Consider the following 13,657-nt stretch of genomic DNA (forward strand, 5'->3'; position numbering starts at 1 on the left):
TGTGCGCAGTGACTGGAGAGTTGTCATAAAGACGCGATATCGGGGCGAGCTGTTGCCTTACAATAGCCTCGCTGCGTCTGCTTCATTTCGGGGAACCGGTGGACGGAAGGATCGTTTTGCCAACCGGAGTGCCGATGGCCGCCTGGAAACAGATACTTTTCGCGCTCGTGGTGCTGGTGGTGGCGGCAGCCGCATGGCTGCGCTTTTTTCCGGGCGCACCGGACGTGCTGGCACGCTGGGGGATAGACTGGGTTTATGCGGCAACGCCCCCGGCTGAAACAGGTGCCGCCAACGCGAAGCAGGCGAACGGCGGCAATGGCGGCAACCGGCGTGTGAACGTGGTCGCCCTGGCCGCCACTTCGGCCACCATTAACGACCGCTTGCAGGCGATCGGCACCGGTCGTGCCAATGCCTCGGTGACCGTCAATCCCTACAGCTCCGGCCGCCTTGCCGAACTGCTGGTCGAATCCGGCACCCGGGTCGAAAAGGGACAGATCATTGCCACCCTCGATTCCGAGACCGAGGTGATCGCGCAGGATCGTGCCAAGCTCGTTTTACAGGACTCGCAGAACAAGCTCGACCGGGTGAAATCGCTGCGAGCGTCCAACGCCGCGACACCGGTCGCCGTCGCCGATGCCGAAGTGGTGCTGGCGGTCGCCAAACTGGTCCTTCGCGATGCCGAACTTGCACTGCAGCGCCGCTCCATCATCGCGCCAATCGCCGGCACCGTCGGCATCCTGCCGATCGCCGCCGGCAACTATGTGACCAACCAGTCGGCGATCGCCACACTCGACGACCGTTCCAGCATCCTGGTTGATTTCCTCGTGCCCGAGCGCTTCGCCGCCGCCGTCAAGGTCGGCGCACAATTGACGGCGACGCCGATCGCCAATCCCAGCAATGCCTACACCGGCACGGTTTCGGCCATCGACAATCACATCGATGAAAAGAGCCGCACCTTGCTGGTCAAGGCCAAGATCGCCAACCCGGCCGATTCGCTGCGTGCCGGTATGTCGTTCGGCATCACCATGAAGTTTCCGGGGCAAACCTACCCGGCCGTCAGCCCGCTGGCGATCCTCTGGGGCTCGGACGGTGCCTATGTCTGGCAGATCGAGGACGGCAAGGCCAGGCGGGTCCCGGTGCGCATCATTCAGCGCAACACCGAAACCGTGCTGATCGACGCGGAGATCGACAGTGGCGACATGGTGGTGACCGAAGGTACCCAGAGCGTCAGCGAGGGCGGTGCGGTGCGCATCGCCGGCGAAGAGCAGCGCGCCGCGGACGCCGCCGAAGGCTCATGACCAGTCCCGTCAACGATGCCAGCGACACCGGCTTTACCGCCCTGTTCATCCGCAGGCCGGTAATGGCCTTCGTGCTGAACACGCTGATCGCAGTCGCCGGCCTCGCCGCCTTCTATGGCGTCGAAATCCGCGAACTGCCTGACGTCGACCGCGCGGTCGTCACGGTCACGACCGCCTTCGAAGGCGCTGCGGCCGAAACCGTCGACCGTGAACTGACCGACACCATCGAGGGCGCTGTCGCCCGCGTCTCCGGCGTCAAGTCGATCTCGTCTTCCTCCTCCTTCGGTTCGAGCCGAGTCACCATCGAGTTCAACGACGGCGTCGACCTCAACGTCGCCGCCTCGGACGTGCGCGATGCCGTCGGCCGCGTCGCCAACCAGATGCCGGACACGGCCGATCCGCCCCGCATCGTCAAGGCCGACGCCAATTCCGACCCGGTGATGCGACTGGCGGTGACTTCGGACAACATGTCGATCCAGGACATGACGGTGGTGGTCCAGGACCAGATCGAGGACGAACTGGCCGCCGTGCCCGGCGTTGCCGACGTCCAGGTCTACGGCGGTCGCGACAAGATCTTCCGCATCGACGTCGACCAGAACAAGCTCGCCAGCCTCGGCTTCACGGTTGCCGACCTCAGGGCGGCGCTTGCCTCTGTCGCCTTCGATTCACCCGCCGGTTCGATCACCACGACAAACCAGGACCTGATCGTGCGCACGACGGCGGACGTGACCACGCCCGAGGAATTCGAAAACATCATCGTCGGTGGCACGACACGCATCCGCGATGTCGCCACCGTCACGCTCGGCCCCGATGTCGGCCAGACCACGCTGCGTTCGGATGGCAAGACCGGCATCGGCATCGGCATCATCCGCCAGGCGGAATCGAACACGCTGGACATCTCGACTGGTGTCCAGGCCGCCGTCGCCAAGTTGCAGGAGAACCTGCCCAAGGGCATGTCGATCAAGATCACCAGCGACGACGCGGTCTTCGTCAACGGCGCGGTGCACGAGGTCGAGATCGCGCTTGGCCTGTCCGTGACCATGGTGCTGATCGTCATCTATGTCTTTCTGCTCGACTGGCGCGCAACGCTGATCCCGGGACTGTCGATGCCGGTCGCCATGATCGGCACCATCGCCGCCATCTATCTGGCCGGCTTCTCGGTCAACATCCTGACCTTGCTCGCCCTGGTGCTGGCGACGGGACTGGTCGTCGACGACGCCATCGTCGTGCTCGAAAACATCGTGCGACGACGCAACGAAGGCATGGGACCGCGCGCCGCCGCAGTCCTCGGCGCCCAGGAAGTGTTCTTCGCCGTCATTGCCACCACGCTGACCCTGGTCGCCGTCTTCGTGCCGATCTCGTTCCTGCCCGGCCAGACCGGTGGCCTGTTTCGCGAATTCGGCTTCGTGCTCGCCATGTCGGTGCTTTTGTCCTGCGTGGTGGCGCTGACGCTATGCCCGATGCTTGCCTCGCGCATGCTGTCGAGCGCGCCACTGCACCATGAAGGCGGCCACGGCATCGGCGCTCGCATCGGGGGCGCGCTGAATGCAGCCTACAGGCGCGCCCTGCACGCCTGCCTCGACGCGCCGTGGATCGTGCTTCTGGTCGCGGTGCTTTTTGCCGGCACCGCCTTCGCGCTGTTCGGCACCATCCGCCAGGAACTGACGCCGACCGAGGACCGCGCGGCCGTGCTGTTGCGCATCAGTGCCCCGCAGGGCGTCAGCCTCGACTACACGACCCAGCAGATGCAGAAGATCGAAAAACTGATCCAGCCGATGCGCGATTCCGGCGAAATCCGGGCCACGTTCGAGAATGCCGGCCAGAACGGCTCCTACAACTCAGGCTTCATGGTCATGACGCTGGCGCCGTGGAACGAGCGCAGCCGCAGCCAGCAGGAGATCATGGCCGAGATCAGCCAGCTGACCAGGCAGGTGCCGAGCGTGCGCATCTTCCCTGTGCAGCCCAACAGCCTCGGTATTCGCGGTGCCGGCAACGGCCTTCAGTTCGCGCTGGTCGGCAATGACCGCAAGGCACTCGGAGACGCGGCCGTAAAGATCATCGCCGAGATGCAGAAGGACCCGCGCTACCAGACACCGCGCCTGTCCATCGACCCGACGCAGCCGCAGCTTGCCGTGGCCATCGACCGCGAGCGCGCCTCCGACCTCGGCATCGACATCACCGGGCTGGCCAACACTTTGCAGGCCATGCTCGACGGCAACGACGTCGTCGACGTCTACATCGCCGACCGCAGCTATGGCGTGAAGCTGGTCTCGACCACCAACCCGATCAACGATCCGACCGACCTGGAAAACATCTTCCTGAAGACCGCAGATGGTCGCTTCGTGCCGATGTCGACCATCGCCACACTGACCGAGCGTGCCGTGCCGCCGTCGCTATCGCGCGAGCAGCAGCAACCGTCGGTGGCCATCACCTCCAACCTCAATGGCGACTTCGCGCTTGGCGATGCGCTCACCCGCGCCGAGGAGATCGCCACGCCGCTCCTGCCCGCGGGCAGCCGCATCCTGCCATTGGCCGAGGCGGCGACACTGGGCGAGACCAACAGCGCCATGGTGACCATCTTCGGTTTCGCGCTGGTCATCATCCTCTTGGTGCTTGCCGCCCAGTTCGAAAGTTTCGTCAGCGCCGTCATCATCATGGCAACGGTGCCGCTCGGTCTCGCCTGCGCCATCTTTGCCTTGCTGCTCTCGGGTACCAGCCTCAACGCCTACAGCCAGATCGGCCTGGTCCTGCTGGTCGGCGTGATGGCCAAGAACGGCATCCTGATCGTCGAATTCGCCAACCAGCTGCGCGATCGCGGGCTTGGCGTGCGCGAGGCGATAGAGCAGGCCTCGATCATCCGCGTGCGGCCGGTGATGATGACGATGATCTGCACCGTGCTCGGCGGCGTGCCGCTGGTGCTGGCGAGCGGCGCCGGCGCCGAGGCGCGCGTCGCGCTCGGCTGGGTCATCGTCGGCGGGCTGGGACTTGCCACCGTCTCGACGCTGTTCCTGACGCCGGTCGCCTATCTCCTGCTTGGCCGCTTCGTCACGCCGAAGACCCATGAGGAGGCCCGGCTGAAGCGTGAACTCGAGGAAGCCGCCTACACCAATGTGGAGCCGGCGGAGTAGAGAGAAATTCCAGGAAAAGTGTGAGCGGTTTTCCGTCCGGAATTTCGTAAGAACATCTACGGCCTATTTCAGCAAGCGGCCTTCGATCGACCAGCGTGCGGCGAGGAAATTCAGCACCGCAGCCACCACGACACCGCCGATCTTTGCCGGCCACACCCCGGCGATACCGGCGAACAGCGCGATCGAAAGGCTGGAGACGCCGAGCGAAATCAGCCCCCCGAGCGAGGCGAAACGAAGGAACGCATCCCGCAGCCGGATGGCTTGATTGCGTTCGAACGACCAGAAGCCGTTCGCCACGAAAGAGAAGGTGACGGCGATGAACCAGGCGGCGATGTTGGCGGGCAGCGGCGGCATCTGCAGCTTGAGCAGCAGGAAGAAGCTGGCAAGGTCGATGGCTGTGTTGGCAAGTCCGACAATGGCAAAGCGGACGATCTTGTTGCCCGTCGAACGCCGGGGTTGGTCCGCGCCGCTCATCCCTTGCCATCCATGATTGCGACACCGACGCGGACCAGGCTGGCGCCGAAATCATCCGATGCGAGGACCGCGAATTCGACCTCGCGCACGGTTTGCATCGGGTCACGCGCGCGCAGCGTCTCGTCGACATGGCCGGGGTGGCACATGAACAGCCCTCGTTCCGGCAATGCCTCGACGGCGGCCTGCAGAACCGAAGCGAACTTCTCGGGTTGCCGCCAATCGTAGATGCCGGCGAGCGGCTCGAAAATGGTGAAGCCGGCATCCTGCATCGACCGGTTGAAGCCGGCGGCGAGCGCAGCGATCGCGGCGACTTTTGGCGCCGACGCGAATGTGCCAGCCAGTGCCGGAGCGCCGCGCAGCGCCGGCCTGTCGGCTCCCTCATGCAGACGTGCGCGCAGCCATCTGCGCACGACGGGAAGGAAATGCACATGCTGATGCCCGTCGACGAAGTCGGGGCGGCGCCCCAGTGCTTCGACGAAGCGCCCGTACTGAGCATCGAGTTCTGCATGGACATCGCGATCGTCAACGCGGCCGCGCAGAACAGGCAAGGCCAGCGAGCGGAGCGGCGGCAGCCGGCCTTCCGGCGCCAGGCTCGACCGGCCGGTGATGGCTGGCTGGTCGGTCAAGGTGAGATGCAGCCCGACCGCGACACGGCCGCACAGAGGCTTTATGCGGGCCGCTGCCTGCGCCCATTCCGGAAAGCCGGTCATGCAGCCGGTGCCGGTCAGACGCCCACGATCCAGCAGGTCGAGGATCGCGGCGGAAACGCCGGGCGCCAGGCCGTAGTCGTCGGCGATCAGGCGGATGCGCCGCGTCATGCGTCGGGGGCGCCCGGTGCCGGGCTTTCGGAAGCGGTGTCGCTGCGCACGACATCGCGCACGATATAGACCGGCCGATCCTTGCTTTCGCTGAGCGTGACCCAGACATATTCGCCGATCAGGCCGAGAAGGGTCAGGTTGAGGCCGCCGAGCAGGACCACGGCGACCAGGAGGCTGGGATAGCCGGGGACGGCAATGCCGTAAAAGATCACCTCGAAGAACACCTTGGCGCCGTAGACCGCGCCGGCAAACGCGGCAAGCAGCCCGCTGAGGCTGATGAGACGCAGGGGAATGACGGAAAACGAGGTGAAACCTTCCAGCGAGAAGGCGATCAGGTTGAGCCGGCTCCATTTCGATGTGCCGCTGGCGCGACCCTCGGGCGAATAGGGCAACGCCTTCTGGCGGAAGCCGGCCCAGGCAAACAGGCCCTTGTTGAAGCGACGCTTGTCACGCAGGCTGGTCAGCGCGCGCGCCACGGCACCGCGCATGACACGAAAGTCGCCGGCATTTTCGGGAATGTCGAAACGCTGGCTGCTGTTGATCAAGCTGTAGAAAAGCCGAGCCAGCTGGCTGCGCCGCCAGCTGGCCTCGCGCCGGTCGTTCTGTGCGTAGACGACGTCGATGTCCGGATGTTCCACCAACTCGGCGATCAGCTTCAGGCTGATGTCCATCGAATGCTGGAGGTCGGCGTCCATGATCAGCACCATGTCGCCGCGCGACTGATCGAGGCCGGCGAGCACGGCGACCTCCTTGCCGAAATTGCGGCTGAGGCGGACGATTTGCCACGACCCCGTCAGCACCTGCGAAAACCGTTTGGCGCCATCGTCGCGGCTGCCGTCATCGACCAGGATCTTGTGCACGGTCATGCCGAAGCGCTGTGCCACCGCCGCCTCGAGCGCGGCCAGCAATTCGGCGAACGCCGATGCCGATGGCGCCTCGTTGAAGAACGGCGCGACGATATCGAGTGTCGGCCGCGTCTCAGCCATTTGCGACCCCCGCATTCACCACCTTTTCCCGTGCCTTGGCCCAGAACCACCAGATCAGCGAACAGGCGATGAAAGCAACCGCTATCGGCCGGAACCAAGGGTAGAGGATATCGTGGACATGCTGCTCGACGCCGCTCAGCCCGGTCAGAAACAGCGCCGTCGACAGAACAGAGGCCAGCACGCCGCCCCGTTCCTCGCGCCACAGCAGGGCGATGGCGAGACCGGCAGGCACGGCGATCATCGCATAGGTGTTGGGCTCGACGCGCGGGTTGAAGACGCACATGTAGAAAGCGGCCGTCAGGAAGATCGCCAGCCCCGCCGTCCCCCGCTCGAGCTTGCGGTCGAACCAGAGCACGATCGAGAGCGTCAACAGGCCGACCACGAAGCGCACCACCGTGGCGCCGGATTCCGCGATAGGCATCCCTGCCGTCGCAAAAGGCGCTGTGAAATCGGCGGCAACAAAGTGGGTTGTCTTGTCGACCGCCATCGAGGTCAGCATGCCGGCGAAATCACGATACTGGTCGTTCAGATAACCGGCTGGCGCGAAAGCGTAGGGCAAAGCGAGCACGAACAGCACCGCCAGCACCAGCACCGGGATCTGCCGCGGTCGCAGCGCTCCTGCCAGGAGCAGCATGATGATCGCGGTCGGCTTGGCAATGACGGCAAGCGAGGCCCAGAAGAAGGTTTCGGCACGCCGCCCTTCCAGCGCCGACAAAGTGAGAAGCCAGCAGGCGCCGGTCAGCAAGATGGTCGACTGGCCGTTGCGGATCGCGCCGAGCGCAATCGGCAGTGCGAGGAAGAGACCGAACGAAAGGAGCCAGGTCAGTTCCTGACCGCCGAGTTTGCGCACCTGCCGCATTGCAGCGAAGGTCAGCACCGCGAAGCCGAGGACATGCCACACCAGGCCGCCGAGATGCGGGCCAAGCTTCAGCAACGGAACATAGAGCGCGGCAAAGGCGGGTGCGTAGAGATAACCCATCTCGGACTGAAGGTCGTAGAGCGGCCGTCCAGCCAGAAGGTTCTCGCTGCCAAATCTATAGGCCAGCAACACCGTACGCGTGTCGGGCGACCACAGGACCAAGGCAAGAACGACCAGGAACGCTCCGATCCACAGGCCAAACCCCAAACGGTCGAAAACCGGCTTGGAAATCGTCATCTAGTCATCCTACACCCACCCGGAACGGCCCTTGCCTGGACCGCCCGGCATTCGATGGCGGCGGCATATCACGGACAAAGCGGCGTGGCATAGGGGGCTGAAAGACGCGGATGTCCGCCCGACCGGCTGGCGGCAGCCGCACACCAGGATCTTTTTTGGCATCGAGAGCCTGTGATTGCTGCGCATTCGAACGTCTGGCACCTTCATGCTACGGCCGAATGAACACCTTGCCGTTGGGCCTGGCCAGTTCCGTCGGCATCCGCGCCATTGCCTCGGCGAGCGGCACCACCGCCGTCACATCGGTCGACCAGCGCCCATCGGAGAAACGCTTCTGCGCTTCCAGGATCGCCGGGCCGCGGCGGTCGCGAAACTGGCGCATCCACTCGCTCAGCCAAAAACCTTCGATATGCTTGTGCTGGAAGATCAGTTGGCCGGGTTCACGGATGATCGTGGCTTCGGGATCGAGCCGCCCGTAGATGATCCAGCGCGAGCGCTTCGGCATGGCGTCGAAGATGGCGGAAGCCAGCGGCCCGGTGACCGCGTCGAGGAAGATGTGCGGCTGTTCGGCCTTCATCACCTCGCGCAGCGTCGCCTTGAAATCCGGCGCCTTCTCGTTGAGGACATGCGCCGCGCCAAGCGCTTTGAGCAGCGCGATCTGATCGTCGCGGCGCACGGTGACGATGGGTCGGAAACCCTCTTCCTTGGCCAGGCCGATGATCAGTTTGCAGAGCTGGCTGGCGCCGGCGGTCATGACGAACGCCTTTTCGCCTTCCTGTTTGACGATGTCGAACATGGCGAGCGCGGTGAGCGGGTTGACGATCATCGCCGCACCATCCTCGTCGCGGACGGTGTCGAGCAACGGGATGCAGACCACCGCCTCGGCGACGGCATATTCGGCCCATGAGCCCCAGTTGGTGACGCCGGTGGCGAAAGCGACGCGCTTGCCGGTCAGGCTTTTGGGATAGGGCTCGTCGCCACTGGCGACGACGGTGCCGACCCCCTCGAAACCGGCCGGCTGGCCCTTGGCGCGCGGCTGGCCGTACTGGCCTTTGACGAACATGACATCGGACGGATTGATCGAGGCCAGGCCGACCTTGATCAGCACCTGCGTTGGCCCCGGCGTCGGCACCGCGATGCTGCCCTCCTCGAGATAGGGCTCCATCGCCTCCAGCACGCTGCCGCTCGGCGTCCTGGTGTAGCCGTCGCCGACAAGCAGCAGCGCCTTCATTTCGGAGGGGACGGTCATCGGAACACTCCCTGCTTGGACCGGTCGGCGTCGCCGGATGACGAATGCCGGCGCTCAGACCCTATCCTGCGTGTATTTCTTCAGCTCCGTCCGCGCCACCTGGCGGCGATGCACGGCGTCCGGTCCGTCGGCAAGGCGCAATGTCCGTAGATGCGTCCATGAGCGCGCCAGCGGCGTGTCCTGGCTGATGCCTTGCGCGCCGAACATCTGCACCGCCTCGTCGGTGACCTTGAGCGCGACGCGCGGCGCGATCACCTTGATCTGGCTGATCCAGGGGGCTGCGGCGCGCGGGTCGCCCCGGTCGATCATCCACGCCGCCTTGAGGCAGAGCAGCCGGGCCATCTCGATCTCCATGCGGCATTCGGCGATGATGTCGAAGTTGGCGCCGAGCTTGGCCAGGGGCTGACCGAAGGCCTCGCGGCGCACGGAACGCTGGCACAGCATCTCCAGCGCCATTTCGGCCTGGCCGATGGCGCGCATGCAGTGGTGGATGCGGCCGGGACCGAGCCGCCCTTGCGCGATCTCGAAACCCCTGCCCTCGCCGAGGATCAGGTTCGCTGCGGGCACGCGCACATTGTCGAAGCGAAGATGCATGTGGCCATGCGGCGCGTCGTCCTCGCCATAGACCTGCATGGCCCGGACCTTGGTCACGCCTTTTGTGTCGGCAGGCACCAGGATCATCGAATGCCGCCGATGTGTCGGCTCATCATCGCCACCGGTCCTGACCATGACGATGTAGATGGCGCAGCGCGGATCGCCGGCGCCCGACGCCCACCATTTCTCGCCGTTGAGCACATAGTCGTCGCCCTGGCGTTCACAGCGCATCGCAATGTTGGTGGCGTCGGACGAGGCGACATCCGGCTCGGTCATCAGATAGGCCGAGCGGATCTTGCCGTCGAGCAGCGGCTCGAGCCACGCCTGCTTGTGGTCAGCCGAACCGTAGCGCTCCAGCACCTCCATGTTGCCGGTGTCGGGCGCCGAGCAGTTGAAGGTCTCGGCGCCGAGATGCGCCTTGCCCATCTCCTCGGCCAGATAGGCGTATTCGACGGTGGAAAGGCCGTAGCCGCGCTCCGAGCCGGTCAGCCAGAAATTCCACAGGCCGCGCTCCCGTGCGGTCCTCTTCAGCCCTTCGAGGATCTCGCTCTGGCGCGCGCTATAGACCCAGCGGTCGCCTTGCTTGCCCACTTCGCCCAGGAATTCCCTGTCGAGCGGCATGATCTCGTCGCGCACCATGGCGGCGACGCGCGCATGGATCGGCTTCAGCCGCTCGGACATGCCGAGATTCATCTCCGTCATCGGTCGCTAACCCTTCATGCACGCCAGGCATTTTACCCGTGGCAAGGATGACCGTACTTCGGATAGCCTTGTCAACGCGAACTGTTTTGCCCTGATGCCGAGGCAAGGCGCGGAGGATTGTGATGGGCTATCTGGACGAGCTGTTTTCGGTGGCCGGCAAGACCGCGCTGGTGACGGGAGCGGCGACCGGCATCGGCCGCATGGCGGCCACCGCGCTGGTGAGGGCGGGCGCCAGCGTGATGATCGCCTCGCGCAAGGGCGAGGATTGCATCAAGGTCGCAGCTGAACTGAACGGGCTTGGTGTACCGGGCCGAGCCGAAGGCTTTGCTGGCGATGTCTCCAGCGAAGCCGGCATTGCGGCACTCGTCGCCGAGGTCAAGGCGCGTACCGACCACCTGAACATCCTGATCAACAACGCCGGCGTGTCCTGGGGGGCGCCGCTGGAGAGCTTCCCCTATTCGGCATGGGCCAAGGTGCTTGGCGTCAATGTCACCGCGGTCTTCCATCTGACGCGCGAATTGCTGCCGTTGCTCGATGCCGCCGCCAGCGATGCCGATCCGGCCCGAGTGATCAACCTGGGTTCGGTGATGGGCACGCAGCCGCTGGCCGACGACGCCTATTCCTACACGGCGTCGAAAGCCGCGGTCCATCATCTGACGCGCACCCTGGCGGTCGAGTTCGCCGCCCGCCGCATCACCGTCAACGCCTTCGCCCCCGGCCCCTTCCAGAGCCGCATGACGGCATTTGCCACCGGCACGCAGGAACAGGCCAGACATGTCGGCAGCCATGTTCCGATCGGCCGTATCGGTGCACCGGATGACATTGCCGGCGCAACGCTCTATTTGTGCAGCCGTGCAGGCAGCTATGTCACCGGCGCCATCCTGCCGATCGACGGCGGGCAGTCGGTGCAGCATGGACTGACCTTGTTCAAGGAATGACATTTTCCGGCCAGAGAAGCCGGGGGTGAACTGGAGGACATCCGCGTGGAACCGATCAGTCTCGATTTGCTTCTGGCCAGTGTCGGCAAGGAGGTTGGCGTGTCGCCGTGGCGTGTGGTCACGCAGCGCATGATCGACCAGTTTGCCGACGCCACCGACGACCACCAGTTCATCCACTGCGATCCGGAGCGCGCCATGCGCGAGACGCCGTTCGGCGGCACCATCGCGCATGGCTTCCTGTCGCTGTCGCTGTTGTCGGCGATGACCTTCGAGACCATGCCGCCGCTGGAAAACGGCAAGATGGGCGTCAACCACGGCTTCGATTCGCTGCGCTTCCTGGCGCCGGTGAAGACCGGCGCGCGCATCCGCACCCGTTTCGTGCTGGCTGACGTCAAGGTCAGGCCGTCGGGCTGGGTGCAGACCGCGCATGATGTGACGATCGAGATTGAAGGCTCGAAGAAACCGGCGCTGACCGCTCGCTGGCTGACGCTGACCTTGATAGAACGCCAGCCCGAGACGGCATGATCGATCCGAACGTTCTCGACCAGGCAGCACTGGCGCCTTATCTCGAGGCCAGCATCCCCGGCTTTACCGGGCTTGCCTCCATCGAAAAGTTCAAATCCGGCCAATCGAACCCGACTTACCTTTTGACCGCGCAAAGCGGCCGCTACGTGTTGCGCGCCAAGCCGCCCGGGCAATTGCTGAAATCGGCGCATCAGGTCGACCGCGAATTCACCGTGATGAGCGCGCTTGCCAGCACCGCCGTGCCAGTGCCCAGGATGCTGCATCTGTCGGCGGAGGTTTCACCGATCGGCCGCATGTTCTACGTCATGGATTTCCTCGACGGCCGCATCTTCTGGGATCCGGCGCTGCCGGAATCTCGCGACAATGAAGAACGCGCCGCCATCTACGATGCCATGAATGCGACGCTTGTGGCCCTGCACGATGTCGATGTCGCGGCCGCTGGTCTCGGCGATTTCGGCCGGCCGGGCAACTATTTCGAGCGCCAGCTGGCGCGCTGGACCAGCCAGTACCGCGCCTCGGAAACCGGCACCGTTGCCGAGATGGACCGGCTGATTGCCTGGCTGGAGACGCACAGTCCCGCCGATGACGGCCGCGTCTCGCTGGTGCATGGCGACTACCGGCTGGACAATCTGATCTTCGCACCTGATCGGCCTCAAGTGCTGGCGGTGCTCGACTGGGAACTCTCGACGCTCGGCCACCCCTTTGCCGACATCGCCTATCAGTGCATGCAGTGGCGCCTGCCGCACGCCTCGGGCTTTCGCGGTCTGGGTGGCGTCGATCGTCGCACGCTCGGCCTGCCCTCGGAAGCGGATTATGTCGCCGCCTACTGCCGGCGGCGCGGACTGGACGGCATAGGCAACTGGAGCTTCTTCCTGGCCTTCTCCTTCTTCCGGCTGGCGGCGATCTGCCAAGGCGTCTTCAGGCGGGCGCTGGACGGCAACGCCTCCAATCCGGAAAAGGCCAAAACCTATGGCGAGGCCGTGAAACTGCTTTCGCATCTTGCCGTGAGACTGATCGACAAGGAGACATGATGGGCCGCTTTGAGGGGGCAACCGTGCTGATCACCGGTGCTGCCGGTGGGCTTGGCCGGGGTGCGGCGAAAGGCTTTGCCACCGAGGGCGCGCGGCTGGTTCTGTCGGACATCGATGAAAAGGCGCTGGCCGGTCTCGCAGACACGCTGCAGGCCGAAACGGCGATCCTCGCCGGCAACATCGCCGACGAAAAACTGTCCGAGGACCTGGTCAGGCTGGCGGTCGAGAAATTCGGCCGCCTGGATGTCGCCATCAACAATGCCGGCATCGTCCAGAGCTTCGTGCGCTTGCCGCAAGTCCCCTCGGACGAGGCGCGCCGCGTGCTGGAGGTCGATCTGCTCGGTGTGTTCTATGCCATGAAGCATCAGATCCCGCAGATGGAGCGGCAGTTCAAGGCGACCGGCAGGGGCGGCGCATTCGACCGCCGCCGAGCGGGTCAGGCCGATGACGCCGTGCTTGGCGGCGGCATAGACCGAAAGTTTAGGCGCGCCCGACAGGCCGGCGGCCGAAGCGATGTTGACGATGGCGAGGCTTTGGCCGAACTGACGCGTGGCGTGCCGATGAAGCGGGTGGCCGAAGTCGACGAAATCACCACAGCCATCCTGTTCGCCGCCGACCCGGCCAATTCCTTCATGACCGGCCATGCGCTGGCCATAGACGGCGGCGTCGGCGCGATCTGATGCATGCCGTTTGGGAACCTGTCGCGCCCTTGTTCGTTTTCGTACAGCGTATATAATTTAGCCAGGCACCAACAAAACGAA

12 protein-coding genes and 2 pseudogenes are annotated in these 13,657 nt (G+C 64.8%); 7 read left to right on the forward strand and 7 right to left on the reverse strand.

The window, feature by feature from the left end:
- Positions 1-134 precede the first annotated feature (134 nt).
- A complete protein-coding gene (locus tag AC1D10_RS28210; protein ID WP_477277738.1) occupies positions 135-1,298 on the forward strand; it encodes an efflux RND transporter periplasmic adaptor subunit in 1,164 nt (387 codons plus the stop codon).
- On the forward strand, positions 1,295-4,426 hold the full coding sequence (locus AC1D10_RS28215) for an efflux RND transporter permease subunit (RefSeq protein WP_477277740.1): 3,132 nt from the start codon (positions 1,295-1,297) through the stop codon (positions 4,424-4,426). Before AC1D10_RS28210 ends, AC1D10_RS28215 begins: the two co-directional genes overlap by 4 nt.
- Positions 4,427-4,489: 63 nt before the next feature.
- On the opposite strand, the gene AC1D10_RS28220 is transcribed toward AC1D10_RS28215, so the two are convergent.
- From AC1D10_RS28220 to AC1D10_RS28245, 6 genes are all read right to left on the reverse strand, one after another.
- The gene (locus AC1D10_RS28220) at positions 4,490-4,900 is read right to left on the reverse strand and encodes a GtrA family protein (protein WP_379102785.1); all 411 of its coding nucleotides are present in this window, start codon (positions 4,898-4,900) and stop codon (positions 4,490-4,492) included.
- On the reverse strand, positions 4,897-5,718 hold the full coding sequence (locus AC1D10_RS28225) for a ChbG/HpnK family deacetylase (RefSeq protein WP_477277742.1): 822 nt from the start codon (positions 5,716-5,718) through the stop codon (positions 4,897-4,899). The genes AC1D10_RS28220 and AC1D10_RS28225 overlap by 4 nt, the downstream gene beginning before the upstream one ends.
- A complete protein-coding gene (locus AC1D10_RS28230; RefSeq protein ID WP_477277744.1) occupies positions 5,715-6,704 on the reverse strand; it encodes a glycosyltransferase family 2 protein in 990 nt (329 codons plus the stop codon). The genes AC1D10_RS28225 and AC1D10_RS28230 overlap by 4 nt, the downstream gene beginning before the upstream one ends.
- Entirely contained in the window at positions 6,697-7,860 is a 1,164-nt protein-coding gene (locus AC1D10_RS28235) for a glycosyltransferase 87 family protein (protein WP_477277746.1), read from the reverse strand. The genes AC1D10_RS28230 and AC1D10_RS28235 overlap by 8 nt, the downstream gene beginning before the upstream one ends.
- Positions 7,861-8,068: 208 nt before the next feature.
- Positions 8,069-9,106: a zinc-binding dehydrogenase gene (locus tag AC1D10_RS28240; protein WP_477277748.1), complete on the reverse strand. Its 1,038-nt coding sequence runs from the start codon at positions 9,104-9,106 to the stop codon at positions 8,069-8,071.
- 54 nt (positions 9,107-9,160) lie between these two features.
- On the reverse strand, positions 9,161-10,402 hold the full coding sequence (locus AC1D10_RS28245; protein WP_477277750.1) for an acyl-CoA dehydrogenase family protein: 1,242 nt from the start codon (positions 10,400-10,402) through the stop codon (positions 9,161-9,163).
- Positions 10,403-10,524: 122 nt separating this feature from the next.
- Here AC1D10_RS28245 and AC1D10_RS28250 point away from each other — a divergent pair, with 122 nt between their 5' ends.
- From AC1D10_RS28250 to AC1D10_RS28265, 4 genes and pseudogenes are all read left to right on the forward strand, one after another.
- On the forward strand, positions 10,525-11,340 hold the full coding sequence (locus AC1D10_RS28250) for an SDR family oxidoreductase (RefSeq protein ID WP_477277752.1): 816 nt from the start codon (positions 10,525-10,527) through the stop codon (positions 11,338-11,340).
- A 39-nt stretch (positions 11,341-11,379) separates the two neighbouring features.
- The gene (locus AC1D10_RS28255; protein WP_379103251.1) at positions 11,380-11,865 is read left to right on the forward strand and encodes a MaoC family dehydratase; all 486 of its coding nucleotides are present in this window, start codon (positions 11,380-11,382) and stop codon (positions 11,863-11,865) included.
- Positions 11,862-12,896: a phosphotransferase gene (locus AC1D10_RS28260; RefSeq protein ID WP_477277754.1), complete on the forward strand. Its 1,035-nt coding sequence runs from the start codon at positions 11,862-11,864 to the stop codon at positions 12,894-12,896. The genes AC1D10_RS28255 and AC1D10_RS28260 overlap by 4 nt, the downstream gene beginning before the upstream one ends.
- Positions 12,896-13,228 (forward strand): annotated as a pseudogene (locus AC1D10_RS28265) (SDR family NAD(P)-dependent oxidoreductase); the annotation flags it as partial. The gene AC1D10_RS28260 and the pseudogene AC1D10_RS28265, both read left to right, overlap by 1 nt.
- Positions 13,229-13,360: 132 nt before the next feature.
- On the opposite strand, the pseudogene AC1D10_RS28270 reads toward AC1D10_RS28265, so the two are convergent.
- Positions 13,361-13,420: pseudogene (locus AC1D10_RS28270) on the reverse strand (hypothetical protein); the annotation flags it as partial.
- Between the two features lie 36 nt (positions 13,421-13,456).
- Here AC1D10_RS28270 and AC1D10_RS28275 point away from each other — a divergent pair.
- Positions 13,457-13,576 carry an SDR family oxidoreductase gene (locus AC1D10_RS28275; RefSeq protein ID WP_477278147.1) on the forward strand — a complete coding sequence of 40 codons (120 nt, stop codon included), beginning with the start codon at positions 13,457-13,459 and terminating at the stop codon, positions 13,574-13,576.
- Positions 13,577-13,657: the final 81 nt, after the last annotated feature.

It is taken from the genome of Mesorhizobium sp. P2_A8, from assembly GCF_056404935.1.